Raw genomic sequence first — 25,835 nt, 5'->3', positions numbered from 1 at the left:
CAAACCTCTTGATCACCGGCGGGGTGGGGGTGGGAGGGAGGTGGGAGGGGGGTGGGAGGGGGTGGGGGTGGGGGTGGGGGTGGGGGTGGGTTAGGGCAGGCGGGTGGCGCCGGGGGAGGGGAGGACCGTCACGGTGCCGGGGGCGGTGAAACCTCGCTGCGCGTACGCGTCGGTCACGGCGGCGGCTACCGCGTCGGCACTGTCGGCCTCGATCAGCGCGAGCACGCAGCCGCCGAAGCCGCCGCCGGTCATCCGGGCACCCAGCGCGCCGGCCGCCAACGCTGCCTCGACCGCGGTGTCGATCTCCGGCACGGTGATCTCGAAGTCGTCGCGCATCGAGACGTGGGAGGCGGTCAGCAGCGGGCCGATGTCGCGGACCCGGGCGGCGCGGAGCAGCGCCACTGTGTCCAGTACGCGCTGGTCCTCGGTCACCACGTGCCGGACCCGCCGCCGGGTCTCCTCGTCGTCGAGCCGAGCCAACGCGGCGTCGAGCTGGTCGACGCCCACGTCGCGCAGCGCGGCAACGCCGAGCGCGCTGGCCCCGGCCTCGCAGGAGCGACGGCGGGCCGCGTACTCCCCGTCGGCGTGGCGGTGCGGTGCCCGGCTGTCGATGACCAGCACAGCCAGCCCGTCGGCGTCCAGGTCGAAGGGGATGTGCTCGACCGACTCGTCGCGACAGTCCAGGAAGAGGGCGTGCCCGGCGCGGCAACGGATCGCCGCGGACTGGTCCATGATGCCGGTCGGCGCGCCCACGTAGACGTTCTCCGCCCGTTGCGCCAGCCGGGGTTGCAGTTCCGGGGCGAGCTCCAGCTCGCCGAGGTCGAGCAGGGCAGCCAGCACTGCCGACTCCAGTGCGGCCGAGGAGGAGAGCCCGGCACCCAGCGGCACGTCGGAGGCGATCGCCAGCCGGGCGCCCGGCACCGGGTGACCGGCCTCGCGCAGCGCCCAGACCACACCCGCGACGTACGCGCCCCAGCCGGTGACTCGACCCGGCTCGGCGACGTCGTCCGCGCCAAAGGTGATCGCCTCGCCGGAGAGCTCGGACCAGGCCGTCCAGTGCTCCCCGTCCTGTCGGGCGGCCGCGACGACGGTGCGCATCGGCAGGGCGAACGGCAGCACGAAGCCTTCGTTGTAGTCGGTGTGCTCACCGATCAGGTTGACCCGGCCCGGGGCTGCCCAGCGGCCGGCGGCCTCGGCACCGAACTGCGCGGAGAAGCCGGCCGCGGCCCGCTCGGCGACATCACTGCTCGGGTGACTCATGACTGGCCCAGGATGTGCGTGCGGTAGAACGCCCAGGCATCCCCGACCATGTCGTGCAGTGTCGGCTTCTGTGGCACCCAGCCCAGCTCCTCGCGGGCCAGCGCGGAGGATGCGACCAACTCGGCCGGGTCGCCCTCGCGGCGCGGCGCGACCTCGACGGGCATTTGGTGCCCGGTGACCTCGCGGACCACGTCGACGACCTGCCGGTTGGTGAAGCCGTTGCCGTTGCCCAGGTTGTAGATCCGGTGCTGGCCGCCGGTGGCCGCGTCCAGCGCCAGCAGATGCGCGCGGGCCAGGTCGGCGACGTGGATGTAGTCGCGGACGCAGGTGCCGTCGACTGTTGGGTAGTCGTCCCCGAAGAGCTGGAGCTTCTCCCGCCGGCCGGCGGCGACGTCCAGCGCGATCGGGATCAGGTGCGTCTCCGGGTCGTGCCGCTCGCCGAGCGTGATGTCGCCGTCGAGGTGCGCGCCGGCCACGTTGAAGTAGCGCAGCGACACAGCGGCCAGCCCGTGCGCGATCGCCTCGGAGGTGAGTGCCATGTCGACGGCGAGTTTGGTGGCGCCGTACGTGTTGGTGGGGGCCTTTACCGCGTTTTCGGTGATGGGCAGCTCGGTGGGGTTGCCGTAGACGGCGGCGGTGGAGGAGAAGACCATCCGGGGCACCCCGGCGGCCCGGACGGCGTCGATCAGGGCGAGCGTGCCGATGGTGTTGTTCTGCCAGTACAGCTCCGGCTTGACCATCGACTCGCCGGCGGCGATCAGGGCGGCGAAGTGCAGCACCCCGTCGAACCCGGCGTCCGCGGTGATGACCTGGGCGGCGTCGTGGATGGACGCCTCCACGTGGGTGGCGTCCGGGGCGAGGGCCTCGCGGTGGCCGGTGCGCAGGTCGTCCAGGATGACCACCTGGTGACCCGCGTCGAGCAGCATCCGGGTCACCACGCTCCCGATGAAGCCGGCGCCCCCGGTGACGAGCAGTTTCACGTCGTTGCCTCCTGCCTGGCCCGCCCGGGACGTGGCCCTTCGGTGATCACACTAGGGCGGTGGCCGGCGCTCTCGCCGTCGCCACCGTCAACCCCATTCCATCATAATCTCTCATGATTAAACAGAGCCGAACATCTCTCCGCCGCTCCGCGTGATCCCCGGCGTGGTGGGCCCACGGTGTCTACCATCTCTGTCATGCGGGAAGCGGCCCGTACCGGGCTCCGGCGACAGGCGCGGGCACACCCCCGCCGCGACCCTGGCCCGCTCGCGCGGGCCGTCGCCCGGGTGCTGGTCCGCGCCGCGGATGGTGCCACCCGACTCGTCACCGACCTGCTCGGGACCGGTCCGACGGCTGGCCGGGAGCACATCTCCGAGGCCGACCTGCGGGACCTGGTCGCGGCGAACACGGTGCTCGACCCGGACGAGCGGCGGATCATTGACGAGGTCCTGGTGGCCGGCGCCAGTCTGATCCGCGAGGTGATGATGCCGCGCACCGAGGTCGTCTTCCTCCCGGCGCGGCTGACCATCGTCGAAGCCGCCCGACTGGTCCGCGCCGAAACGCACACCCGTTACCCCGTCACCGACGGCACGCACGACGACGTGGTCGGCTTCGTGCATCTCCGTGACGTACTGCTGCGCCCGGACGCCGACCCGTGCGTCACCGTCGGCGAGTTGGCCCGCGAGGTGAAGCGGCTCCCGGGCAGCAAGCGGGTGCTCGCCGCGCTCACCGAGATGCGTCGGGAGGGCCAGCACCTCGCGGTGGTGGTCGACGAGTACGGCGGCACGGCCGGAATCGTCACCCTGGAGGACCTCATCGAGGAGTTGATCGGCGAGATCCACGACGAGTACGACGCCGCCCCGGACCCGGTGCATGCCGGCCTGCCCGCCGTGGTGGACGGCCGCCTCAACCTCGCTGACTTCGCCGAGCGGACCGGGGTGGCACTACCCGCCGGACCGTACGAGACGGTGGGCGGGTTCGTCATGGCCGCGCTGGGCCGGCTCCCGGTGACCGGCGACGAGGTGCCGGTGCCGGGTGAGCCCGCCGCCGACGTCGGCGCGCCCGATCCGGCCGAGCTGCTGGCTGGCTGGCTGCTGCGGGTGCTCACGTTGGACGGCCGCCGGGTGGCCCAACTCGCCGTCTCCGCCGCCCGCACCGAGCAGCGCCGCGAGCAGGGCACCGAGCAGCGCCGCGAGCAGGGCACCGAGCCGGGCCGTGAGCCGAGCACCGGGCGGCGCCGCGAGTCCGCGTCGGCCTCGGCAGGTGGCCCCGAGCCGGCCCGGGAGGCGGTGGCGGAGCAGCACCGCCGGGTCGCGGTCGGGCCGACGCGCCGGGTCGGCGCGGGCGAACCACGCGAGGTCAGCACCCCGGCACCGGCGGGCCGGAGCCGACCCGCCGGCCCGTCATGACGGACCGGGTTGCTTGCTGACAGAATTATCGCCATGTCCGACGTTCCCGCCCGGCCCCGCGTCTTCTCCGGCATCCAGCCGACAGCCGACTCGTTCCACCTCGGCAACTATCTCGGCGCGGTGCGGCACTGGGTGGCGCTACAGGACACCCACGACGCGTTCTACTGCGTGGTGGACCTGCACGCCATCACCGCGGGGCATGATCCGGCGCTGCTGCGCCAGCGGACCCGGGTGGCAGCGGCCCAGCTCTTCGCAGTCGGGCTCGACCCGGAACGCAGCACCCTGTTCGTCCAGTCGCAGGTGCCCGAGCACCCGCAGCTGGCCTGGGTGCTCGGCTGCATCACCGGCTTCGGCGAGGCCAGCCGGATGACCCAGTTCAAGGACAAGTCGCAGAAGCAGGGCAACGAGCGGGCCAGCGTCGGGCTGTTCACCTATCCGGTCCTCCAGGCCGCCGACATCCTGCTCTACCAGGCCAACGCGGTCCCGGTCGGCGAGGATCAGCGCCAGCACCTGGAGCTCTCCCGGGATCTGGCCCAGCGCTTCAACTCGCTGTTCGGCGCGACTTTCACTGTGCCCGCGCCGCACATCGTCAAGGACACTGCCAAGATCACCGACCTGCAGGACCCGACCGCGAAGATGTCGAAGTCGTCGTCCTCGCCGGCCGGCATCATCGACCTGCTCGACGATCCGGCCCGGTCCGCGAAGAAGATCCGTTCGGCGGTGACCGACACCGGCCGGGAGATCGTCTTCGACGCCGAGACCAAGCCGGGTGTGTCCAACCTGTTGACCATCTACTCGGCGCTCAGCGGCCGCGGCATCGACGAGCTGGTGGCCGCGTACGCGGGCCGTGGCTACGGCGATCTGAAGAAGGAGCTGGCCGAGGTGGTGACGGACTTCGTCCGGCCGATCCAGGAGCGCACCCGCGCCTATCTCGACGATCCGGCGCAGTTGGACAAGCTGCTCGCGGCCGGCGCGGAGAAGGCCCGTGCGGTGGCCTCGACGACCCTGCGGTCCGCGTACGAGCGGGTTGGGTTCTTCCCGCCCGTGCGCGGCGAGTAGCTCCGCGGTACAGGTGGACGGCTCGGTGGCCGGAGGGGCGGCGCGAAGCGTGGATCGCAGTGGCGGGATGCCGCCGACCGGCGACACCATCCAGATCGGCATCGCGGTGGACATCCCCGAACCGTGGGGTGCCCTGCTCACCCGGCGGCGGGTCGAGGCCGGTGATCCGCTGGCGGTGCCCGCGCACGTGACGTTGCTCGGACCCACCGAGATCCGGACGGCAAACCTGCCGGCGGTCGAGCGGCACCTGGCTGCCGTCGCCGCCGCGCACCTGCCGTTCACGCTGCACCTGCGGGGCACCGGCACGTTCCGCCCGGTCACCCAGGTGGTGTTCGTCGCGGTGGCCGCCGGGATCAGCGAGTGCGAACTGCTGGCCGCGGCGATCGCCGCGGCACCGGGCCTGCACCGCGAACTCCGGTTCCCGTACCATCCGCACGTCACAGTGGCTCAGGACGTGGCACCGGAGGCCCTGGACAAGGTGTACGAGGATCTGGCCGACTTCTCCGCGATGTTCGAGGTCGACGGGTTCACCCTCTTCTCGCACAGCGGGCAGGCCAGGTGGCAGCCCCGTCGGGACTTCTGCCTCGGCACCTGAAACGCCGGCAACCGAACCGCCAGCAACCGAACCGTCAGCACCTGAAGCACCGGCGACGCGCCGGCCGGCGAGCATCGGGAGCCGGTTGCCACTACAGCGGTGGGAGATCGGCGAGGATGATCGCGTGAACGTGATCGGCCAGATCGAGGCGGGCATCGACCGCTGGGTGAGCGCCGCGCGCCACCGGTCGGGGCTCTTCGATCATGTGTGGCGGGCCGGGGTGCTGTACGGCGAGGTGCTGGCCGGCCGGTTGGCCGCCGCGATCGCCTACTACGGCTTCTTCGCCGTGTTCGCCCTCGCCCTGGTCGCGTTCTCCATCTTCGGCGCGATTCTGGAGGACAACGACGAGGTCAGCGCGGCGGCGGCCGACTTCCTCAAGGAGAATCTGCCGTTCCTGGACGCCGAGCAGATCGCCAACTCCAGCGGCACTGTCGGTGTGGTCGGCCTGGTCATCCTGGTCTTCACCGGGATCGGTTGGGTCGAGGCCATCAGGTCCTCGCAGCGGCTGATGTACCAGCTCAACCAGCAGCCGGGCAATCTCGTGGTGCGGCGGCTCGTCGACCTGGGCGTGATGATCGGCGTCTTCGTGCTACTCGGCCTCTCGGTCGCGGCGGTGGACGCGCTGGAGTCGCTGCTGCGTTTCCTGCTGCGCAGCACCGGGTCGGTGGGTCTGACCACCATCAGCGCGGTGCTCAGCGTGCTGGTCAACACGGTGCTCGCCACCGCGTTGCTGCTGGCCGTGCCCCGGCTGCGGATGAGCCGGTCCCGGCTGCGCCCGGTGGTGGTGCTGGTGGCTGTCGGCATCACGCTGCTGAACACCGTCGGGCGGTACTACGTGGTGCGGACCGAGCGGAACCCGGCGTACACCGTGGTGGCCGGCGCCGTCGGTCTGCTGCTCTACCTCTATCTGCTCAACCAGTTGGTGCTGTTCGGCGCGGCGCTCCTGGCGACCAGCACCAACGGCCGAGTGGTGGACCTGGCGGAAACCCCCGCCCCACCGAAGGATGTCGACGAGGGCATCGACCCCGGAACGCCGGGCGGTGCGGGCTGATGACGGAAGGCGCGCAGGTGCTGATCTCGGTCGACCCGGACTCGTCGGTCCCCCCGTACGAGCAGGTGCGCGTGCAGCTCGCCGAGCTGATCGGCGACGGCCGGTTGCCGGTGGGCAGCCGACTGCCAACAGTGCGGCAGCTCGCCGCCGACCTGCGGTTGGCAGCGAACACTGTGGCCCGCGCCTACCGTGAGTTGGAGACGGCCGGGCTGCTGGAGACCCGGGGGCGCAACGGCACCTTCGTCGCCCCCGGGCGGGACGACGCCGTCGACAGGTTGCAGCGGGCGGCGGCCGGCTACGCGGCGGAGGCGGCCAGGCTCGGTGTGCCACCGGCCACCGCGCTCGCCCTGGTCCGCGCCGCCCTGGACGCGGTCCGCCCCGGCTGACCGGCCGCCGATCGACAGTCGGACGGGCGATAACTGAGCAGAACGGCGTCGTCGCTCGCGTTCGCGGACCATGATGAGCCGGTGGGCGCACTCATGACACTGGACCTGCCGGCGGACTCACCTCTTCTCGGCCTGCCATGGATCATCACTTTCGGTCCGCTCGGTGACCTCGACGAGTGGGAGCCGGTGGTCTGCGGGCCGTACGAGCGACCGCACGCGTTGGCCCTGGCCGAGGCGGTGGTGGCCGAGGAGCAGTTGATGGCAGTGGTGGAGCCGTTGCTGCCGGCGCTGTCCGCCGACGAGATCCGCAGCGAGATCGCCGCCGCCCAGGTCGCCGCCGAGGACGAGGCCCGCCAGGTGGAGGGTGCCGACCTGTACGGGGACTTCGAGGACGTGATCGACGAGGAGTTGGACGCGGCAGCCGACGAGGCCGGGCACGGTGAGCCCGCCGAACCGCCGGACGAGGCCGAGGTACGCGCCGGCTTCACCCGGATCGCGGCGTTGCTCACCGCGAAGTGAGGCGTCAGCGGGTCGGTGCGCGGTCCAGCACGCAGAACTCGTTGCCCTCGGGATCGGCGAGCACAGTGAACTGTTCGGCCCCGGTCTGCCCGACGTCGACCTGCCGCGCGCCGAGGCTCAGCAGCCGCCGTACCTCGGAGCGGGGGTCCGTGTCCGCGACCAGGTCGAGGTGCAGCCGGTTCTTGCCTCGCTTGGCGGTGCCCGAGCCCTGCAACCAGACGGTGGGCGCGGCTGCTGACGGCCTGCCCGGCGGCCAGAGCTTGGCGCTGCCGTCGTCGCCCTTCTCTACCTCGTAGCCGAGCGCCGCGGACCAGAAGGCGACCATCAGGTCCAGGTCCTCGACGTCGAGCGTGCATTGGGCGATCCGTACCACAATGGGTCACCTCCGTAGTGATGGTTCCCGATGCGGTACCCGTGCCATCTGCGGGTCTAACCACCGGCGGCACACGGACACCGGCGCCACGCGGAGCGGACTCCGCGCGGCGCCGGTGGCACCTCACCCCCCACCACAAGGGGCCGGTAGCCCAGTCGCCCGTCGGCGCGGGGCACGACGAACGACCAGGTCGAGAACGAGTTACCCGTTCAGCGCCGTTCCAACCAGACTGCCGCGTCAATTGGCAGCAGTTGGCCGGAGCCCTGTTCGGTGAGCTCGGCGCTGGCGACGAGCGGCTGACCGTACCCGTCGATCACGACCGGCGCGCCGCTGAAGTTGACCACGCAGGTCAGCACTGACGCGCCGGCGGAGCGGGAGAAGGCCAGCACGCCCGGCTCGCTCTCCCGCCAGGTGACCCCGTCGGCGTCGAGGGCGAGCGCGGGATGAACGCGGCGGATCCGCAGCGCGGTCCGGTACAGCTCCAGGGTCGAGCCGGGCACGCCGGTCTGCGCCGTGACGGACAGCGCCTGCCAGAGCGCCGGGGCGGGGAGCCAGCTCAGCTCACTGCCGGCCGGCCCGAAGCCGTACGGGGCCAGCTCGCCGCTCCACGGGATGGGCACCCGGCAGCCGTCGCGGCTCTCGCCGGTGCGCAGGAACGCCGGATCCTGGCGCAGCTCGTCGGGGAGGTCGAGGACCTCCGGCAGGCCCAGTTCCTCGCCCTGGTAGAGGTAGGCGCAGCCGGGCAGGGCGAGCATCAGCAGGCTGGCGGCCCGGGCTCGGCGCAGCCCTTCGACGCCGTCGCCGTACCGGGTGACGTGCCGCTGCTTGTCGTGGTTGGACAGCACCCAGGTGGTCGGCGCCCCGACCACTGTCGCCTCGGCCAACGCGGTGTCGATCACCTTGCGGAACGAGTCGGCCGACCAGGTGGCGTCGAGGAAGTCGAAGCTGAACGCCTGGTGCAACTCGTCCGGACCGATGTAGCGGGCCAGGCGCTGTGGCGTCTCGGCCCACGCCTCGGCGACCGCCATCCGGCCGCCCGGGTAGCTGTCCAGGATGGGCCGCCAGGCTCGGTAGATCTCGTGGACCTCGTCCTGGTCGAAGTACGGCAGCCGGCCCTTGCCGAGCAGTTCGACCTGGCGCTGGCCGGTGGTCGCCGTGCTGAAGCCGACGTCCGGCAGCCCTTCCGCCTTGATCATGCCGTGCGCCACGTCGACGCGGAATCCGTCGACGCCCCGGTCCAGCCAGAACCGCAGCACGTCCTCGAACTCGGCGCGGACCTCCGGGTGACGCCAGTTCAGGTCCGGCTGCGACGTGTCGAACAGGTGCAGGTACCACTGACCGTCAGCGATCCGGGTCCAGGCGGGGCCGCCGAAGATGCTCTCCCAGTCGTTCGGGGGCAACTCGCCGTGCGCGCCCTGACCGTCGGCGAAGAGGTAGCGGGCCCGCTCCGGTGAGCCGGGGCCGGCGGCGAGCGCCGCTGTGAACCAGTGGTGCGCGCTGGAGGTGTGGTTGGGCACCAGGTCGACGATGATCCGCAGGCCGTGGGCGTGCGCGTCGGTGATCATCGCGTCGAAGTCGGCGAGGGTGCCGAACATCGGGTCGACGTCCCGGTAGTCGGCCACGTCGTACCCGCCGTCGATCATCGGCGAGGTGTAGAAGGGTGTCAGCCACAGCGCGTCCACCCCGAGGTCGCGCAGGTACGGCAGGCGCTGCCGGATGCCCTGGAGGTCGCCGGTGCCGTCGCCGTCGCTGTCGGCGAAGCTGCGGACGTACACCTGGTAGACGACAGCGGAGCGCCACCAGTCGTCGTCGGTGGCGTGCGGCGGGGCGGCGGTGCTGATCATCCGAGCAATATGCCGGCCCGCCGCTGCAAGAGTCAAGCAGATCTTGCGTAAGACAAGCGTGCGGAACTCGGCGCGACAGCTGTGGAGCCGCGCACCACCAGCTCCGGGCGGAACAGGTACTCCGAGTGCGGGGCGCCGTGCCCGTTGATCTCGTCCACCAGGGCGCGGACGGCGGCCACCGCCATCGCGGTGACCGGCTGCCGCATGGTGGTCAGCGGCGGATCGGTGAAGGCCATCAGCGGGGAGTCGTCATAGCCGACCACGGAGAGGCCGTTGGGCACGTCGAGGCCGCGTTGGCGGGCAGCCCGGATCGCGCCGAGCGCCATCAGGTCGGAGCCGCAGACCACGCCGGTGACGCCGCGGTCCAACAAGCGGCCGGCCGCCGCCTCACCACCCTCCACTCCGAACAGTGACAGCTCGGCCAGCGGGCCGAGGTCGGCTTCGGCGACGCCGGCCAGCCGGGTCATCGCGGAGCGCCAGCCAGCCACCTTGCGCTGCACCGGGACGAACCGGTCCGGGCCGGTGATCAGGCCGATCCGGCGGTGCCCGAGCGCGACCAGGTGGGCGACGGCCAGTTCGGCTGCCTCCCGGTCGTCGCAGGAGACGAAGGGCGCGCCGATGTCGGGCACGTACCCGTTGATCATCACGACCGGCAACGGCCGGGCGAGCAGCGCCCGGTAGCGGTCGTGGTTGGCGGCCGTGTCGGCGTGCAGACCGGAGACGAAGACGATCCCGGAGACCTGCCGGTCCAGCAGCATCTCCACGTACTCGTCCTCGGTCACGCCGCCGGCGGTCTGGGTGCAGAGCACCGGGGTGAAACCGCTCTGCGCCAGTGTGGACTCGATGACCTGGGCAAAGGCGGGGAAGATCGGGTTGTCCAGCTCAGGCACCACCAGGCCGACCAGCCCGGCGCTGCGCTTACGCAGCCGGGCCGGGCGCTCGTACCCGAGCACGTCGAGGGCGGTGAGGACGGCCTGCCGGGTCTCGGGGGCCACGCCGGGGCGGTCGTTGAGCACCCGCGACACCGTGGCCTCGCTGACTTCGGCCTGCTGGGCGATGTCGGACAGTCGAGCGCGCATGGCGGCACTTTAGCCCACCGGCAAGTTCTTGCGGGGTGCTCTGCAAGCCCTTCCATTACTTGCAACGTCTTGCTAACGTCCCCGCAACATGCGAGAGCAGCGGCGCAACATCCATGCGCCGGTTGGCAAGAACTTCCAGAGGTTTCCACTGGCGGGCCCGCCCTTCCCCCGGCGACCCGCCATGACGACAGGAGCACCGATGCGCATCCGTACCGCGGGTGTGGTCGCCCTCTTCGCCCTGGCGCTCGCCGCCTCAGGCTGCGGTGGCGACAGCGATGAGCCGGCCGCGAAGGACACCCCCAAGGCCGCCGGCGGCAAACTGGTCATCTGGGCGGACGACAAGCGGACCGCCGCCCTCAAGCCGTTCGCCGACAAGTTCGGCCAGGAGAACGGTGTCAGCGTCGAGGTCCAGGCCGTCCCGAACGAGGACCTCCAGAACAACTTCGTGACCGTGTCGAGCCAGGGCGGCGGCCCGGACGTGGTGATCGGCGCGCACGACTGGATCGGCAACCTGGTCCAGAACGGTGCCATCGACCCGGTGCAGCTGTCCGACGAACAAAAGGCCGCCTTCAACGAGACCGCCGTCAAGGCCGTCACGTTCAACGGCCAGCTCTACGGCGTGCCCTACGCCCAGGAGAACCTGGCGCTGATCCGCAACACCGAACTGGCCCCCGAGGCACCGAAGACGATCGAGGACCTGGTCGCCACCGGCAAGCAGCTCAAGGCGCAGAAGAAGGTCACCGAGACGCTCTGCCTCCAGGTCGGCCAGAAGGGCGACGCGTACCACATCTACCCGCTGTACACCTCGGCCGGCGGCTACCTCTTCGGCACCACGGCGAACGGCGACTACGACCCGAAGGACCTGGGCGTGGGCAAGCCGGAGTCGATCGCCGCGTTCAAGAAGATCGCCGCGCTCGGCGAGAAGGGCGAGGGCGTGCTGAAGCGCTCGATCGCCGACACCAACTCGACCGCCACCTTCACCGGCAAGAAGTGCGCCTTCCTGGTCTCCGGACCGTGGGCCACCGCCGACGTCAAGAAGGCCGGCATCAAGTACGACGTCTCCGCCGTTCCCGGCTTCGCCGGCGGCAAGGCGGCTGCGCCGTTCGTGGGCGTCCAGTCCTTCTACGTGGCGGCCAAGGGTAAGAACAAGGCTCTCGCACAGGAGTTCGTCGCCAACTATGTCACCACGCCGGACCTGGCCGTGGCGCTCTACCAGGCCGACCCGCGCCCGCCGGCGCTGACCGCCGCGCTGGAACAGGTCAAGAGCAGCGACCCGGACCTGGCCAAGTTCATCGAGGCCGGCAAGAACGGCCAGGTGCTCCCGGCCATCCCGGCCATGGCAGCGATCTGGGACCCGTTCGGCAAGGCCGAGGCCGCCGTCATCGGCGGCGCCGACCCGACAAGCACTGTGACCGCGGCCGGCAAGACGATCGCCGGTTCGATCAAGTAATGAGCACACCGCTGTCCGGCCCGGGGTCTGCCCAGCAGGCCCCGGGCCGGGGGCCCGTACGCACCGAGCCCCCGCGCACCTCCCGTACCGCGCGCAACCACGCGCCGATCACCGCGGCCGGCCTCGCCGCGAAGGTGATCCTGCTCGGCCTGGTGGCCGGGATCGCGATCTGGGCGGCCTTCCCGCTCGTGGCGGCCGAGAAGTGGGTCGGGCTGGCGGTGCTGGTGCTGACCACCGCCGCACTGTTCTATCTGTACCTGGGCCGCCGGCACGTCCCGGCGAAGTACCTCATCCCCGGCACGCTCTTCCTGATCGCCTTCCAGGTCGTGCCGGTGCTCTACACCGCGAGCACTGCCTTCACCAACTTCGGCGACGGCCACCGCGGCAGCAAGGACGACGCGATCGTCGCGATCCAGAGCTCCTCGGTCAAGCAGGTCCCGGGGTCCACCCAGTACCCGTTGTCGGTCGCCACCAAGGGCGACCCAGCCACCGGCGCCCTGGTCTTCCTGATCACCAAGCCAGGAACCGACACGGTCTCCGTCGGCGACGCCGGGGGCCTGCGCCCGCTCGATCCCGGCGCGGCCACCGTCGGCCCCGGCGGAAAGGTCACCGCGGCCGACGGCTACACAGTGCTGAACTTCGGCCAGGCCAGCGCCCGCAGCAAGGACATCACGGACCTTGTGGTGCCGACCGCCGGAGGCGCGCTGCGCTCGTCCGGCCTGTCCCGCGCGTACGAGGGCAGGGCCGTCCGGGCGTACGACGCCGGCTGCGACTGCGTCACTGACAGCGACAGTGGCAAGACCTGGACCGCGGACGGCGAGGTCGGCGCGTTCGTCGCCGCTGACGGCGAGCGGCTGGCCCAGGGTTGGAAGGTGAACGTCGGGCTGTCCAACTTCACCCGGGTGCTCACCGACGAGCGGATCTCCGGGCCGTTCCTCGGCACGCTGATCTGGAACTTCGCCTTCGCCATCGGCTCCACCGGCGGCACGTTCATCCTCGGCATGGTGATCGCCCTGGCGCTGCACTCGCCCCGAATGCGGGGCACCAACCTCTACCGGATGTTGCTGATCCTGCCGTACGCCATGCCGTCGTTCGCGATGCTGCTGGTCTGGCGGGACATGTTCAACACCGACTTCGGGCTGATCAACAATCTGTTCGGGCTCAGCGTCGACTGGTTCGGGCAGGACTGGTCGGCCCGCGCCGCGGTGATCCTGGTGCAGCTCTGGCTCGGCTACCCGTACATGTTCCTGGTGGCCACCGGCGCGCTTCAGGCCATCCCGCGGGAGTTGACGGAGGCCACCTCGGTCGACGGGGCGTCGCGCTGGCAGTCGTTCCGGGCGGTCACCCTGCCGCTGCTGCTGGTCGCGCTCTCGCCGCTGCTGATCTCGTCGTTCGCGTTCAACTTCAACAACTTCAACGCGATCTACCTGACCACCGAGGGCGCGCCGTTCCCGGCGGACAACCCCAGCAACGGCGCCACCGACCTGCTGATCACCTACACCTACCGGCTGGCGTTCGGCGGGCAGGCCGCACAGTTCGGCTTCGCCGCGGCCATCTCGCTGTTCATCTTCGCCATCGTCGCGGTGGTGTCGGCGGTCAGCTTCCGGCGGACCCGCCAACAGGAGGAGGTGTACGCATGACCATGCTCACCGGCACCGCCGTCACGGGCGGCGCGAACGGCCCGGCGGCGGTCAACAGCGACGCGGGTAAGCGTAGGAAGCGATGGTTCGCCGAGGTCGGCTGGCGGCACCTGGTCGGCCTGCTCGGCGTGCTGTTCAGTCTCTTTCCGCTCGTGTTCGTCGTCTCGGCGGCGCTCAATCCGCTCGGCACCCTGTCGTCCACCGAGTTGGTGCCGACCGGCGGGGTCTCGTTGGAGAACTTCGGGAATCTGTTCGCGCGCACCGAGTTCGCTGACTGGTTTCTGAACTCGCTGCTCATCGCTGGCGGGGCAGCGTTCGCCTCGGTCTTTCTCTCCGCGCTCGCGGCGTACGCCTTCTCCCGGATGCGGTTTCAGGGGCGACGGGTGGGGTTGCTGTCACTGCTGTTGATCCAGATGTTCCCGCAGTTCCTGGCGATCGTCGCGATCTTCCTGATCTTCGGCACGATCACCGACCTGTGGCCGGCCATCGGCTTCAACACCCCGTGGGGTCTGTTGCTGCTCTACCTGGGTGGCGCGCTCGGAGTGAACACCTGGCTGATGAAGGGCTTCTTCGACACCCTGCCCCGGGAGCTGGACGAGTCGGCCACCGTGGACGGCGCCTCACACGCCCAGGTCTTCTTCCGGATCATGCTGCCGTTGGTGGCGCCGATCCTCGCGGTGACCGGGCTGCTCGCCTTCATCAACACCATCAACGAGTTCCTGATGGCGAGCGTCTTCCTCACCGACACGGACGCCAAGACCCTCGCGGTCGGCATGCGGGGCATGTTGCAGGGCGGCGAGCGGAACACCAACTTCGGCATCTTCGCGGCCGGCACCCTGTTGACCGCGATCCCGACGGTGCTGGTCTTCCAGTTTCTCCAGCGCTACATCGTCTCCGGCCTCACCTCCGGCGCCGTGAAGGGGTAGGCCGTCGACAGTGGCCGGGCGGCTGGGACGCGCCGACCGGCCTACCCACTACTACAAACTGTCGTTGATAGGGGAGGATGGGCGGCGTGGAAGCACTCCGACTCATCCTTCTCTACGTCCATCTGATCGGGTTCGCCCTGCTGCTCGGTGGCTCGATCACCCAGTACGCCAGCGGTCGGCTGAGGATCAACCCGGCCATGCTGTGGGGCGCGGTGATCCAGTTGCTGACCGGGCTGGGCCTCTCCGCGCCGCTGCGCGACGGCGACGAGCCGGCACCGGCGAAACTTGTGACGAAGTTGGTGATCGCGCTGCTGATCTTCGTCATGGTCTTCTTCTCCCGGAAGCGGGACGTGGTCAACCGCGGTCATTTCCTCGCGATCGTCGGTCTGACCCTGGTCAACGCGGCGGTCGCGGTCTTTTGGCGGTAACGTCCGAGGAGGAAAACGTCTCCAGAAAACGGACGTTGCGGACGCCACGGCGCTTGCTTACCAGCACGAAGAGTGACTTGCCCCACGCAAGGGTTACACCCGGGTAACAGGCGCTCAACAGTCGTGCACGATTGTCGGCCGGTGGGTGGACGCGGGCGTACGCTCCCGTCCGTAACGTGGGACAGCCGGCGGCACACCCGCAGGTCGGCTGATGGGCTGCCACCGCACAAGGCGCGGTGTGCAATGGGAAGGAGACGTCTTGCGCTCGGTGCGTGGGATGCGGATCGCCTCGATCTTCGCGGTGGGTGGGCTCGCGCTCACCGCCGCCGCTTGTGGCGAGGCGCCCAAGGATGACAACAACGCCGGCAGTGGCGCCAAGAAGTTCAGCGCCTGCATGGTGACCGACGTTGGCGGCATCGACGACAAGTCGTTCAACGCCTCGGCCTGGAAGGGCCTGCAGGAGGCCAAGGCCGCCAACGACAACATCGACATCAAGTACGTCGCGTCGAAGGCCGAGGCCGACTACGAGCCGAACCTGACGCAGTTCGTCAACCAGAAGTGCGACTTCATCCTGGCGGTCGGTGGCCTGATGGGCGACGCCACCTCGAAGATCGCCAAGGCGAACCCGAACCAGCAGTTCGGCATCGTCGACGCGAACCCGGGTGACGCCAACGTCTACCCGATGCAGTTCGACACCGCCCAGGCCGCGTTCCAGGCCGGCTACCTGGCCGCCGGGATGAGCAAGAGCGGCAAGGTCGGCACCTACGGTGCCGTGCCGATCCCGCCGGTGACCATCTTCATGGACGGTTTCGTCGACGGTGTGAAGTACTTCAACACCACCAAGGGCAAGAACGTCCAGGCCCTGGGCTGGAACAAGGAGACCCAGAAGGGTTCCTTCTCCAACGCCTTCGACAAGCAGGACGAGGGCAAGAAGGTCTCCGACGCGCTGGTCGCCCAGGGCGCGGACATCATCATGCCGGTCGCCGGCGGCTCCGGCCTCGGCACCACGGCCGCGGCCAAGGCGTCGGGTGGCAAGTACAGCACCATCTGGGTGGACGTCGACGGCTGCGAGAGCACCCCGGACTGCTCCGCGATCGTGACCACCGTGGTCAAGAACATCCCGGAGGCCGTCAAGGAGGCAGTGGTCAAGGCCGCCGGTGGCGAGAAGCTGCAGGCCAAGCCGGGCTTCGTCGGCACCCTGGCCAACACCGGTGTCTCGATCGCCCCGTACCACGACTTCGACAGCAAGGTTCCGGCCGAGCTGAAGGCCGAGGTCGACAAGATCAAGGCGGACATCGCCGCCGGCACCATCACCGTCACCTCGAAGGCCCAGCCGACCAAGTGACAACCGGCCGGCCGCTCCGGTGAGATCATCGGGAGGCCGGCGGGGGACAGGTACGAACCGATCGGCCGCTCTGGCTCTGCGGATACCCCGCGGGGTCGGAGCGGCCGATCGCGCACCACGGCGGCCGGTCCGTTCCGGCCGGTACGACGGCAGCTAGGCTGCACCATCGCTCGCACTCCAGGAGGTTGCGCTGAGACTCGAACTGCGCGGCATCACCAAGCGGTTCGGTGATCTGGTCGCCAACGATCACATCGACCTGACGGTGGAGCCTGGAGAGATTCACGCCCTCCTCGGCGAGAACGGCGCGGGCAAGTCGACCCTGATGAACGTGCTCTACGGGCTCTACCAGCCCGACGAGGGCGAGATCCTGGTCGACGGCAAGCCGCTGAAGCTGAAGGGCCCGTCCGACGCCATCGGGGCCGGGATCGGCATGGTGCACCAGCACTTCATGCTGGTGCCGGTCTTCACCGTCACCGAAAACATCATGCTCGGCGCCGAGCAGGTCCGGGGCGGCATCGCCGGCTTCCTGGACCGGCGGCGGGCCCGGCGCGAGGTCGCCGAGGTGTCCGAGCGCTACAACCTGCGGGTCGACCCGGACGCGGTGATCGAGGACCTGCCGGTCGGCATCCAGCAACGCGTCGAGATCGTCAAGGCGCTCACCCGCGACGTCGACCTGCTCATCCTGGACGAGCCGACCGCGGTGCTCACCCCGCAGGAGACCGAGGAGTTGCTGACGGTCATGCGGTCGCTCAAGGCGGCCGGCAAGTCGATCGTCTTCATCACCCACAAGCTCGGCGAGGTCAAGGCCATCGCCGACCGGATCACCGTGATCCGACGCGGAAAGACCGTCGGCACCGCCTCGCCGGAGGCCAGCCGGGATGAGCTGGCCGCGTTGATGGTCGGACGCAACGTCCGGCTCACCGTTGACAAGACCCCGGCCACGCCGGGCGAACCGATGCTGGAGGTGTCCGGGCTGGTCGTCGACGACGACCGGCAGATCCGCGCTGTCGACGGCGTCGACCTGACAGTGCGCGCGGGCGAGGTGCTCGGCGTGGCGGGCGTCCAGGGCAACGGTCAGACCGAGCTGATCGAGGCGATCATGGGCCTGCGCCCGGTGCTCGCCGGCACGATCAGCCTGGCCGGCGACCGGATCAACGGTTGGAAGCCCAAGAAGGTGCTCCGGGCGGGCGTCGGTTACGTGCCCGAGGACCGCAGCGTGGACGGCCTGATCAAGGAGTTCAGCGTCGCGGAGAACCTGGTGCTGGACATCTACGACCGGCCGCCGTTCGGTGCCGGGCTCGCGCTGAAGCCGGACGCGATCGCGGCGTCCGCGAAGGAGCGGATCGAGCAGTTCGACGTTCGTACCTCATCGGCCGACGCGGCGGTGGGCACCCTCTCCGGCGGCAACCAGCAGAAGGTGATCGTGGCCCGGGAGCTGTCCCGGCCGCTGAAGCTCCTCATCGCCGCCCAGCCGACCCGTGGCGTCGACGTCGGGTCGATCGAGTTCATCCACAGCCAGGTCATCCGCGAACGAGACATCGGCACCGCCGTTCTGGTGGTTTCCAGCGAACTCGACGAGGTGATCGGGTTGGCCGACCGGATCGCTGTGATGTACCGCGGCCGGATCATCGGCATCGTCGGCCCGGACACCCCGCGTGAGGAGATCGGCCTGCTGATGGCCGGCATCAGCCCGGACGAGGCCCACGACGCCATCGCAGCACCCGCCGCCGACAAGCCCGGTGCGGCGACCGCCGCCGACAGCGCAGCGGCCGACGGGGGCCCGGCGAGCGACGCAGGCTCCGCGAGCGAGGACGAGTCATGACCAACCCCAACCCGCAGTCGGGCTCCCCGGACAAGGAGCCGGCGAGCGAGGCGCAGGCCGCGCAGAACGCGCTCGGCAACACGGAACGCGCCGAGGTGGCGACCGAGCCGGACCGCTCGGCGGCGAAGCCGGGCCCCGAGCCCGAGCCGAAGCCGAGTCTGGGCCGGTTCTTCCTGGACAACCTCTGGGCGGCCAACACCTTCACTGTGACCCTGTTGTCGTTGGTGCTGGCGATCGTGGTCGGCGCGGTGCTGATGATCATTTCTGATCCCGACGTGCTCTCCACCTACTCGTACATCACCTCGCGTCCGTCCGACGCGATCAACTCCAGCTGGACGCTCGTCAGCGAGGCGTACGCGAACCTGTTCAAGGGCTCGATCTTCGACCCCGAGGCCTTCTCCGGCTGGGTGGACGGGGCCAACGGCTGGCAGGCAGTGCTCGCGCCGATCTCGGAGACGCTGACCTACGCGGCGCCGCTGGTCTTCACCGGCCTGTCGGTGGCGCTGGCCTTCCGGGGCGGCCTGTTCAACATCGGCGCCCAGGGCCAGGCCACCATCGGCGTGATCATGGCGGCGCTGGCCGGCTTCCTGCTGCCGCTGCCGCCCGGCCTGCACCTGCTGGTGGCGGTGCTGGCCGGCGCGCTGGGCGGGGCGATCTGGGGTTTCATCCCCGGCATCCTCAAGGCCCGTGCCGGCGCGCACGAGGTGATCAACACGATCATGCTCAACTACGTCGCCACGTACTTCCTCACCTGGTTGATCGTGCAGAACGGCGTGCAGGACCCGAACCGCACCGACGCGATCAGCAAGGCGGTGGACACCTCCGCCCAACTGCCCCGACTGCTCGGCGACAACCTGCGGGTGCACGCCGGCATCCTGCTCGCCGTGCTGGCCACCTGGGCAGTCGCCTGGCTGCTCAACCGCTCGACGCTCGGTTTCGAGCTGCGCGCGGTCGGCGCCAACCCGGACGCCGCCCGGACCGCTGGCATCAGCGTCACCCGCACGTACATCCTGATCATGGTCTTCGCCGGAATCCTGGCCGGCCTCGGCGGCTCGAACATGGTGCTCGGCTCCACCGCCAGCGCGTTGACCCCGCTGGTGGTAGCGCAGATCGGCTTCGACGGCATCCTGGTGGCGCTGCTCGGGCGGGTGAAGCCCTGGGGGGTGTTGCTGGCCGCGTTGCTGTTCGGGGCGCTGCAAGCCGGTGGTAACCGGATGCAGTCGTACTCCGGGATCTCGCTGGAGCTGGTGACAGTGCTCCAGGCGCTGATCGTCATCTTCATCGCCGCACCGGCCCTGGTGAAGGCGATCTTCCAGCTCCGGGCCGCGCGTGCCGCCCGGTTGCAGACGAGCCTGGCGAAGGGCTGGTAACTCATGTCCACCATGGCTGTCCCCGACATCGCGGTCGCCCCGGTCGACGAGGGCTTCTGGACCCGTAGCCGGAAGGTCGGTCTCACGCTGCTGGCGCTCGGCCTGCTGTCAGCGGTGCTCTTCGGCGCGCTCGCCACCGACCAGCAGGCCCGATTCACTCTCAGCGACGACGCGGCCGGCGCCGCACTGGAGATCAACGGCACCATCGGGGCGATCCTGTTCGGGATCATCACGATCGCTGCCGGAGCGGCGCTGCTCGCCGGGGTGCCGAAGCGGTGGTTCCTTCCCGTGCTCAGCGTCGGGCTCGTCGGTTTCGTGCTGTCGTTCCTCTGCTGGCAGGTCTCCGCCGCGCCGGCCGGGCAGAACTTCATGCCGCTGGTCAACATCATCCGGGGCACGTTCATCCTGGCCCTGCCACTGATCTTCGGCGCGCTCGCCGGGGTGCTCTGCGAACGGTCCGGCGTGGTCAACGTGGCCATCGAGGGCCAACTGCTGATGGGCGCGTTCAGCGGGGCCCTGTTCGGCAGCATCTCCGGCAGCGTGTGGGTGGGCCTGGTCGCCGCCGCTCTCGGTGGCGCGTTCATCTCGCTGCTGCTGGCGGTCTTCGCCATCCGCTACCTGGTCGACCAGGTCGTCATGGGCATCGTGTTGAACCTGCTGGCCGTCGGCGTCACCGGCTTCCTCTACGAGCGGCTGATGCAGACCGACGCCGCGAAGTACAACAGCGCGCCCCGCTTCAGCAACTGGGAGATCCCGCTGCTGAAGGACATTCCGGTGCTCGGGCCGGCGTTGTTCCGCGGCAACATCTTCCTCTACCTCGGGCTGCTCCTGGTGCTGGTGATCCACATCGGGCTGTTCCGCACCCGGTGGGGGCTGCGGACCCGCTCGGTCGGCGAGCACCCGATCGCCGCCGACACGCTCGGCGTCAAGGTGCTGCGGGTGCGCTACCGCAACGTGCTGCTGGCCGGCGTGGTCGCCGGCATCGGCGGCGCGTCCTACACGCTGGCGCTCTACTCGTTCACCAAGAACATGATCGGCGGTAAGGGCTTCATCGCCCTGGCCGCGCTGATCTTCGGCCGGTGGAACCCGACCGGCGCGTTGCTCGCCGCGCTCTTCTTCGGCTTCGCCGACCAGCTCGCCACCTACCTGGGCGCGATCAGCAGCTCGATCCCCAGCCAGTTCCTGGCCATGCTGCCGTATCTGGCGACCATCCTGGCGGTCGCCGGGCTTGTCGGCCGGGTCCGGGCACCGGCCGCCGACGGCAAGCCGTACATCAAGGGCTGACCCGCGCTGGTCGTCGATCATGGAGTTGTGGTGCCACACAGAAGTCGCGAAGTTGCACCTGTCGCCCACCACAACTGCATGATCGACGCGGCCGGCGGGCCGGCGCGAGCAGTGCGCCTCACCGCGGGCCGACGTGCCGTTCGCAGTACCCCGACGGCTTCTGACCTGGGCTACTTCGGCAGGATGATGACATGACCGACATTGACTGGGCGCAGTTGCGCGCCGCCGCCATCGAAGCGATGAGGCACGCGTACGCGCCGTACTCGACGTTCCCGGTCGGCGCGGCCGCGCTGGTCGACGACGGCCGTGTGGTGGTCGGCTGCAACGTGGAGAACGCCGCGTACGGGGTGACGCTCTGCGCCGAGTGCGGGGTCGTGTCCAGCCTGCACGCCACCGGTGGCGGCCGGCTCGTCGCGCTCTCCTGCGTCGACGCGACCGGCGAGCCGTTGATGCCGTGCGGTCGCTGCCGGCAGTTGCTCTGGGAGCACGGCGGGCCGGAGTGCCTTATCGAGAGCAAGACCCGGCCACTGCGGATGGCCGAGCTGCTGCCGCACGCCTTCGGCGTGGAGGACCTGGAGGCCGTCACCGGGGAGACGCCGGTGCCGGTGGTCCCGGAGCGGCTCGCCGCCTGGCGCGGGCGCGGCACCGTCTTCGTGCACCCGGACATGTCCGCTGGTCAGCAGGTCTGGACGGCGTACTGGGAGCGGTCGGCCGGAGACGACGCCGGCGCCGAGACCGGGGTACTGGAGGAGGCGCCGAGCTGGGACGACCCGGCCGAGGTGATCACCTGGGGCCTGGCCCGGACGCCCCGGGTGGTGGTGGTGGACGCCACCGGCACCATCTTCTGGGCCGGTGAGGGCGAGCCGCCGGCGGAGATTCCGGTGCGCTGGGCCGCTGGTTGAGCTTGGGGTTGGTTGAGCTTGGGTTTGGTTGCGGTTGGGGGCCGGGGCCGACCGTGCCTGGCTCCGGGCGGTCAGGCGTGATCCCTCCGCCGGGCACGGTCGGCCCCGGCCCCGTCGTGGGCACCCGCCGTCCCAGGGCACGGTTGCGGGGCGGCATCTCCATCCGACTAGGGAAGATCTTCTGATGAGTAGTGGTTTTGCGGCGGTTGACGTTATTCGGGTCAAGCGGGATGGGGGTGTGCTGTCGGACGCGCAGATCGACTGGGTGGTCGACGCGTACACGCGGGGGGTTGTCGCCGACGAGCAGATGTCCGCGCTGGCCATGGCGATCCTGCTCAACGGCATGACCGGCCCGGAGATCGCTCGGTGGACCGCTGCGATGATCGCCAGTGGTGAGCGGTTGGACCTGTCGGCGGTACGCCGGCCGACTGTCGACAAGCACTCGACCGGCGGCGTCGGCGACAAGATCACTCTGCCGCTCACCCCGCTGGTGGCGGCGTGTGGCGCGGCAGTGCCGCAACTGAGCGGCCGGGGTCTCGGGCACACCGGCGGCACGCTCGACAAGTTGGAGTCCATCCCGGGCTGGCGGGCCGCGGTGAGCAACGACGAGTTCATCGCCCAGCTCGACGAGGTCGGTGCGGTGATCTGCGCGGCCGGTGCCGGGCTCGCCCCCGCCGACCGCAAGCTGTACGCGTTGCGTGACGTGACCGGCACCGTGGAGGCGATCCCGCTGATCGCCAGCTCGATCATGAGTAAGAAGATCGCCGAGGGCACCGGGGCGCTGGTCCTCGACGTCAAGGTCGGCTCGGGCGCCTTCATGAAGTCCGTCGACCAGGCCCGCGAGCTGGCGCGCACCATGGTCGAGCTGGGCGGTGCGCACGGGGTGCGGACTGTCGCCCTGCTCACCGACATGTCCACCCCGCTCGGCCTGGCGATCGGCAACGCGGTCGAGGTGACCGAGTCGGTCGAGGTGCTGGCCGGTGGTGGACCGGCCGACGTGGTCGAGCTGACCCTCGCACTGGCCCGGGAGATGCTCGACGCCGCCGGTCTGCCGGACGCCGATCCGGCTGCGGCGCTGCGCGACGGCCGGGCCATGGACTCCTGGCGGGCGATGATCCGGGCGCAGGGCGGCGACCCGGACGCGCCGTTGCCAACGGCTGCCGAGGTGGAGGTGGTCCGCGCCGAGCGGGACGGGTACGTCGCGGCCGTCGACGCGTACGCCATGGGGGTTGCGGCATGGCGGCTCGGCGCGGGTCGGGCGCGCAAGGAGGACCCGGTCAGCGTGCCGGCCGGTGTGGTGTTGCACAAGCGGCCGGGTGACGAGGTGCGGGCCGGTGACGCGCTCTACGAGCTGCGTGCCGACGACGCGACCCGGATTCCGGCAGCGCTGACCGAGGCCGCCAACGCGGTGCGGATCGCGCCGACGGCCCCGGCGGCGACGTCGTTGGTCATCGAACGCATCGGCTGATCGATCCGGCGTCGCCCTGGCGTGGTGCCGGTCACCTGGGAGCGCTATTGTCGCAGGCCAAGGGGGGATAACCGGCCTTGCGCCGGCGCGAGCAGACAGGAAGATCCGCCGTGACCGTTGCTGCCCCCGACCCTCGTGAGGTGCGCGAGGCGAGCCTGGACGAGCTGTCCCGGCTCGGCCTGCCGTTGCCGCCGGCCCAGTTTCCCCTCGTCTGGGAGCCGGGTGACCAGATCGATCTACGCCCGACAGTGGAGATCGAGGCGCGGATCGCGGTGCTGCACCTGATCCTGGCCCGCTGTTTCGGGATGCCCCCGCAGGCGGCGATGAGCTGGCTGCTCGGCTCGCACCTGGTGGACATGGTGACCCCGCCGGAGTGGCAGTTCGTGATGGGCGGCAAGGGCGACCACAGGTCGTTCGTGCTGCACCACGACGCGCTCTTCGCGCTGGCGTGGGTGCTCGGGCTGAGCAAGCAGCTCGACCCGACGCTGGCCGTCGACGAGCGGCTGGTCGAGCGGTTGCCGCACATCGCCGAGGGGGAGACCTTTCCGCACTGGCGCTCGCGGATCCTCACCGCGCCGCAGCATCCGGCCGACGCGGCCGCCCTGCTCGACCTGCACTACTGCCTGGACTGGGCGTACCTGGAGACCGAGCGCGGCGGCCGGCGGGCGCCGGGCCTGGTCGACGCGAACGCGATCGGGCAGCGGCGTTGGGCGCTGGAGTGGGCGGTGATCCTGCGCGGGCCGTACCACGACGAGCCGCCCGGCTGGGAAGAGGTCGACCTCTCCACCTGAGGTCAGCGAGGTCGCAGGATGTCGAGCCGGACCGCCACTGTGACAGGGACCGGCTCGGGCAGCGCGGCCAGCCGGGTGGCGAGCGCGGCCGGGTCGGTGTGCCAGGCGCTGGGGCCCATCCCGACCAGTGTGGCGACCTCCGGCCGGGCCAGCGCCAGCTCCGCCCGGTGCACTGCCGAGCTGACCGGCGTGAAGTGCCCGCCCAGGCTGGCGGCCACCCGGTCGGCCTTGTCCGGGTCCACCCGCAGCAGGTCGAGGGCGTCCACCAGCTCGGCGAGGTGGTCGGTGTCGGGCGTGACCACCAGCAACGTGCCGGCCGGGTCGAGCACCCGGTGGAACTCCGGGCCGTTGCGCGGGGCGAAGACGTTCAGCAGCACGGCGGTCGAGGCGTCCGCGAGCGGCAGTCGTTGCCAGGTGTCGGCGAGCGCGGCGGCGGCCCGCGAATGCGCGCGGGCCGCGCGGCGCAGCGCCGGCTTGGACACGTCCAGGGCCAGACCCACGGCGTCCGGCAGCGCCGCCAGCACCGCGCCGAGGTACCGGCCGGTGCCGGCGCCGGCATCCACCACCAGGGGGTACGCCCCGAAGTCGGGCGTCGGCGTCGCGCGGAGCCGAACGACGGCTTCCCTCGCGGCGTCGGAGAGGGCGGCCGAGATGCTGTCGTAGTGCCCGGCGGCGAGGAAGTCCGCCCGGGCGGCGACCATCTCGGCGCTGTCGCCGACGTGCGGGGCGCGCCCGGCGAGGAGGTTGACGTACCCCTGCCGAGCGATGTCGAAGCTGTGTCGGCGCGGGCAACGCAGCGCACTGGTCGTGCCGGCGGCCGCCTCGGCCAGCGGCTCGCCACAGACCGGGCAGCGCAGCCGGTCGAGGATGCGGGGGTCCACGTCAGACCTCCGCGTCGTGCCGTGGCTGGGGGGCCCGCCCGCCGAGGTGGTCGACCACCCGGTGGGTCAGCGCGCCGAGGGCGTCGATCTCCGCCGGCGTGAGCAGGTCGATCAGGTGCCGGCGGACGGCGGCCACGTGGCCGGGGGCGGCGGACTCGATGGCCTGCCGCCCAGCGGGGGTGAGGACGACGACCGAGCCCCGGGCGTCGTCGGCGCACTCCTCGCGGGTCACCAGGCCGCGCTGCTGCATCCGGGTCAGGTGGTGGGAGAGCCGGCTGCGCGACCACAGCATGCGGTCTGCCAGCTCCCGCAGGCGAAGCTGCCCATGCGGTGTTTCGGAGAGGTCGGACAGCACGTCGTAGTCCGGCTCGGAGAGGCCGGCGTCCTGGGCCAGCTCCCGGGCCAGCTCCAGGTCGAGCAGTCGACGCATCCGGCGGTAGCCGCGCCAGGCGCGGTCCTCGCGCTCGTCCAGCCACCGGGGTGCGTCCATCCGCAGAGTCTAGCGCTTTCGTTGACACGTCATCGACCTGCCTATAGATTCGATGACATGTCAACTAACTCCGAAAGGCTGTGGGAGCTGTTCGGTCAGCGAGGGCGCGGAGTGCTGGTCACGCTGCGCCGGGACGGGCGGCCCCAGCTGTCCAACCTCGACTACCTGGCCGAGCCGGGGCTGATCCGCTGCTCGACCACCGGGGGCCGGGCGAAGGTGCGCAACCTGCGCCGTGATCCCCGGGCCAGCTTCCACGTGACCACTCCGGACGGCGGCGCGTACGCGGTCGCGGAGGGCACCGTGACGCTCAGCGAGCCGGCAGTGGCCACCACCGACGAGACGGTCGACGAGCTGGTCGAGGTCTACCGCAGGATTCGCGGCGACCACCCGGACTGGGCGGACTACCGCGCCGCCATGGTCGCCGACGGACGGCTCGTGATCCGCCTCGACGTGCACCGGGTGTACGGCTGGCGGCCGTGACGTCC

The 25,835-nt window shown here is 70.6% G+C and carries 24 protein-coding genes and 1 pseudogene; 18 read left to right on the top strand and 7 right to left on the bottom strand.

Features of this window, described 5'->3' with window-relative positions:
- Positions 1-90 precede the first annotated feature (90 nt).
- A complete protein-coding gene (gene galK / locus AB0C19_RS23170; protein WP_357188503.1) occupies positions 91-1,260 on the bottom strand; it encodes a galactokinase in 1,170 nt (389 codons plus the stop codon).
- Positions 1,257-2,240, bottom strand: a complete 984-nt coding sequence (gene galE / locus AB0C19_RS23165; RefSeq protein WP_357188501.1) for a UDP-glucose 4-epimerase GalE — start codon at positions 2,238-2,240, stop codon at positions 1,257-1,259. Before galE ends, galK begins: the two co-directional genes overlap by 4 nt.
- 195 nt (positions 2,241-2,435) lie before the next feature.
- On the opposite strand from galE, the pseudogene AB0C19_RS23160 reads away from it, so the two are divergent.
- From AB0C19_RS23160 to AB0C19_RS23135, 6 genes and pseudogenes are all read left to right on the top strand, one after another.
- A pseudogene (locus AB0C19_RS23160) lies at positions 2,436-3,416 on the top strand (hemolysin family protein); the annotation flags it as partial.
- A 264-nt stretch (positions 3,417-3,680) separates the two neighbouring features.
- Positions 3,681-4,706: a tryptophan--tRNA ligase gene (trpS, locus tag AB0C19_RS23155; RefSeq protein WP_357188499.1), complete on the top strand. Its 1,026-nt coding sequence runs from the start codon at positions 3,681-3,683 to the stop codon at positions 4,704-4,706.
- Between the two features lie 67 nt (positions 4,707-4,773).
- Positions 4,774-5,301: a 2'-5' RNA ligase family protein gene (locus AB0C19_RS23150; RefSeq protein ID WP_357188523.1), complete on the top strand. Its 528-nt coding sequence runs from the start codon at positions 4,774-4,776 to the stop codon at positions 5,299-5,301.
- 124 nt (positions 5,302-5,425) lie between these two features.
- Positions 5,426-6,352: a YhjD/YihY/BrkB family envelope integrity protein gene (locus AB0C19_RS23145; protein WP_357188497.1), complete on the top strand. Its 927-nt coding sequence runs from the start codon at positions 5,426-5,428 to the stop codon at positions 6,350-6,352.
- A complete protein-coding gene (locus AB0C19_RS23140; RefSeq protein ID WP_357188495.1) occupies positions 6,352-6,738 on the top strand; it encodes a GntR family transcriptional regulator in 387 nt (128 codons plus the stop codon). The genes AB0C19_RS23145 and AB0C19_RS23140 overlap by 1 nt, the downstream gene beginning before the upstream one ends.
- A gap of 81 nt (positions 6,739-6,819) precedes the next feature.
- Positions 6,820-7,257, top strand: a complete 438-nt coding sequence (locus AB0C19_RS23135; protein WP_091394593.1) for a hypothetical protein — start codon at positions 6,820-6,822, stop codon at positions 7,255-7,257.
- 4 nt (positions 7,258-7,261) lie between these two features.
- Here AB0C19_RS23135 and AB0C19_RS23130 read toward each other — a convergent pair whose 3' ends face one another.
- From AB0C19_RS23130 to AB0C19_RS23120, 3 genes are all read right to left on the bottom strand, one after another.
- The gene (locus AB0C19_RS23130; protein ID WP_357188521.1) at positions 7,262-7,633 is read right to left on the bottom strand and encodes a VOC family protein; all 372 of its coding nucleotides are present in this window, start codon (positions 7,631-7,633) and stop codon (positions 7,262-7,264) included.
- A 206-nt stretch (positions 7,634-7,839) separates the two neighbouring features.
- Positions 7,840-9,474 (bottom strand): glycoside hydrolase family 13 protein, encoded by a 1,635-nt coding sequence (locus AB0C19_RS23125; RefSeq protein WP_357188492.1) that lies wholly within the window; start codon positions 9,472-9,474, stop codon positions 7,840-7,842.
- A gap of 32 nt (positions 9,475-9,506) precedes the next feature.
- Entirely contained in the window at positions 9,507-10,553 is a 1,047-nt protein-coding gene (locus AB0C19_RS23120; RefSeq protein ID WP_357188490.1) for a LacI family DNA-binding transcriptional regulator, read from the bottom strand.
- Positions 10,554-10,752: 199 nt separating this feature from the next.
- Between AB0C19_RS23120 and AB0C19_RS23115 the strand changes: the two genes are divergently transcribed.
- The 11 genes from AB0C19_RS23115 (at position 10,753) to AB0C19_RS23065 (ending at position 23,979) form a co-directional block, all read left to right on the top strand.
- On the top strand, positions 10,753-12,003 hold the full coding sequence (locus AB0C19_RS23115; RefSeq protein ID WP_357188488.1) for a maltose ABC transporter substrate-binding protein: 1,251 nt from the start codon (positions 10,753-10,755) through the stop codon (positions 12,001-12,003).
- Positions 12,003-13,643 (top strand): ABC transporter permease subunit, encoded by a 1,641-nt coding sequence (locus AB0C19_RS23110; RefSeq protein ID WP_357188486.1) that lies wholly within the window; start codon positions 12,003-12,005, stop codon positions 13,641-13,643. Before AB0C19_RS23115 ends, AB0C19_RS23110 begins: the two co-directional genes overlap by 1 nt.
- Positions 13,640-14,569, top strand: coding sequence for a sugar ABC transporter permease (locus tag AB0C19_RS23105; protein WP_357188484.1), 930 nt, complete (start codon positions 13,640-13,642; stop codon positions 14,567-14,569). The genes AB0C19_RS23110 and AB0C19_RS23105 overlap by 4 nt, the downstream gene beginning before the upstream one ends.
- Before the next feature lie 86 nt (positions 14,570-14,655).
- Positions 14,656-14,997: a hypothetical protein gene (locus tag AB0C19_RS23100; RefSeq protein WP_357188482.1), complete on the top strand. Its 342-nt coding sequence runs from the start codon at positions 14,656-14,658 to the stop codon at positions 14,995-14,997.
- A 277-nt stretch (positions 14,998-15,274) separates the two neighbouring features.
- Entirely contained in the window at positions 15,275-16,342 is a 1,068-nt protein-coding gene (locus AB0C19_RS23095; protein ID WP_357188519.1) for a BMP family ABC transporter substrate-binding protein, read from the top strand.
- Between the two features lie 190 nt (positions 16,343-16,532).
- On the top strand, positions 16,533-18,164 hold the full coding sequence (locus tag AB0C19_RS23090) for an ABC transporter ATP-binding protein (RefSeq protein ID WP_357188517.1): 1,632 nt from the start codon (positions 16,533-16,535) through the stop codon (positions 18,162-18,164).
- Complete coding sequence (locus tag AB0C19_RS23085; protein WP_357188480.1) at positions 18,161-19,534, top strand: ABC transporter permease; 1,374 nt, start codon at positions 18,161-18,163, stop codon at positions 19,532-19,534. Before AB0C19_RS23090 ends, AB0C19_RS23085 begins: the two co-directional genes overlap by 4 nt.
- 3 nt (positions 19,535-19,537) lie before the next feature.
- Entirely contained in the window at positions 19,538-20,818 is a 1,281-nt protein-coding gene (locus AB0C19_RS23080; protein ID WP_357188478.1) for an ABC transporter permease, read from the top strand.
- A gap of 191 nt (positions 20,819-21,009) precedes the next feature.
- Positions 21,010-21,720, top strand: coding sequence for a cytidine deaminase (locus tag AB0C19_RS23075; protein ID WP_357188476.1), 711 nt, complete (start codon positions 21,010-21,012; stop codon positions 21,718-21,720).
- Positions 21,721-21,904: 184 nt separating this feature from the next.
- A complete protein-coding gene (locus AB0C19_RS23070; RefSeq protein WP_357188474.1) occupies positions 21,905-23,188 on the top strand; it encodes a thymidine phosphorylase in 1,284 nt (427 codons plus the stop codon).
- A 110-nt stretch (positions 23,189-23,298) separates the two neighbouring features.
- Complete coding sequence (locus tag AB0C19_RS23065; RefSeq protein WP_112677367.1) at positions 23,299-23,979, top strand: DUF4272 domain-containing protein; 681 nt, start codon at positions 23,299-23,301, stop codon at positions 23,977-23,979.
- A gap of 2 nt (positions 23,980-23,981) precedes the next feature.
- On the opposite strand, the gene AB0C19_RS23060 is transcribed toward AB0C19_RS23065, so the two are convergent.
- Positions 23,982-24,860, bottom strand: coding sequence for a putative RNA methyltransferase (locus AB0C19_RS23060; RefSeq protein WP_357188471.1), 879 nt, complete (start codon positions 24,858-24,860; stop codon positions 23,982-23,984).
- A 1-nt stretch (position 24,861) separates the two neighbouring features.
- Positions 24,862-25,350: a MarR family transcriptional regulator gene (locus AB0C19_RS23055; protein WP_238683578.1), complete on the bottom strand. Its 489-nt coding sequence runs from the start codon at positions 25,348-25,350 to the stop codon at positions 24,862-24,864.
- Between the two features lie 57 nt (positions 25,351-25,407).
- Between AB0C19_RS23055 and AB0C19_RS23050 the strand changes: the two genes are divergently transcribed.
- Positions 25,408-25,830: a PPOX class F420-dependent oxidoreductase gene (locus tag AB0C19_RS23050; protein ID WP_357188469.1), complete on the top strand. Its 423-nt coding sequence runs from the start codon at positions 25,408-25,410 to the stop codon at positions 25,828-25,830.
- Positions 25,831-25,835 lie beyond the last annotated feature (5 nt).

It is taken from the genome of Micromonospora sp. NPDC048842 (genome assembly GCF_040649935.1).
Taxonomy (GTDB): domain Bacteria; phylum Actinomycetota; class Actinomycetes; order Mycobacteriales; family Micromonosporaceae; genus Micromonospora; species Micromonospora hortensis.
This window is presented reverse-complemented; position numbering and strand designations above follow the sequence as displayed.

Excerpts from the sequence above, each read along its gene's own strand:
- galK (WP_357188503.1), bottom strand. The coding sequence starts at position 1,260 with ATGAGTCACCCGAGCAGTGATGTCGCCGAGCGGGCCGCGGCCGGCTTC.
- trpS (WP_357188499.1), top strand. The coding sequence starts at position 3,681 with ATGTCCGACGTTCCCGCCCGGCCCCGCGTCTTCTCCGGCATCCAGCCG.
- AB0C19_RS23150 (WP_357188523.1), top strand. The coding sequence starts at position 4,774 with ATGCCGCCGACCGGCGACACCATCCAGATCGGCATCGCGGTGGACATC.
- AB0C19_RS23140 (WP_357188495.1), top strand. The coding sequence starts at position 6,352 with ATGACGGAAGGCGCGCAGGTGCTGATCTCGGTCGACCCGGACTCGTCG.
- AB0C19_RS23125 (WP_357188492.1), bottom strand. The coding sequence starts at position 9,474 with ATGATCAGCACCGCCGCCCCGCCGCACGCCACCGACGACGACTGGTGG.
- AB0C19_RS23120 (WP_357188490.1), bottom strand. The coding sequence starts at position 10,553 with ATGCGCGCTCGACTGTCCGACATCGCCCAGCAGGCCGAAGTCAGCGAG.
- AB0C19_RS23115 (WP_357188488.1), top strand. The coding sequence starts at position 10,753 with ATGCGCATCCGTACCGCGGGTGTGGTCGCCCTCTTCGCCCTGGCGCTC.
- AB0C19_RS23110 (WP_357188486.1), top strand. The coding sequence starts at position 12,003 with ATGAGCACACCGCTGTCCGGCCCGGGGTCTGCCCAGCAGGCCCCGGGC.
- AB0C19_RS23105 (WP_357188484.1), top strand. The coding sequence starts at position 13,640 with ATGACCATGCTCACCGGCACCGCCGTCACGGGCGGCGCGAACGGCCCG.
- AB0C19_RS23095 (WP_357188519.1), top strand. The coding sequence starts at position 15,275 with ATGCGGATCGCCTCGATCTTCGCGGTGGGTGGGCTCGCGCTCACCGCC.
- AB0C19_RS23085 (WP_357188480.1), top strand. The coding sequence starts at position 18,161 with ATGACCAACCCCAACCCGCAGTCGGGCTCCCCGGACAAGGAGCCGGCG.
- AB0C19_RS23080 (WP_357188478.1), top strand. The coding sequence starts at position 19,538 with ATGTCCACCATGGCTGTCCCCGACATCGCGGTCGCCCCGGTCGACGAG.
- AB0C19_RS23075 (WP_357188476.1), top strand. The coding sequence starts at position 21,010 with ATGACCGACATTGACTGGGCGCAGTTGCGCGCCGCCGCCATCGAAGCG.
- AB0C19_RS23070 (WP_357188474.1), top strand. The coding sequence starts at position 21,905 with ATGAGTAGTGGTTTTGCGGCGGTTGACGTTATTCGGGTCAAGCGGGAT.
- AB0C19_RS23055 (WP_238683578.1), bottom strand. The coding sequence starts at position 25,350 with ATGGACGCACCCCGGTGGCTGGACGAGCGCGAGGACCGCGCCTGGCGC.
- AB0C19_RS23050 (WP_357188469.1), top strand. The coding sequence starts at position 25,408 with ATGTCAACTAACTCCGAAAGGCTGTGGGAGCTGTTCGGTCAGCGAGGG.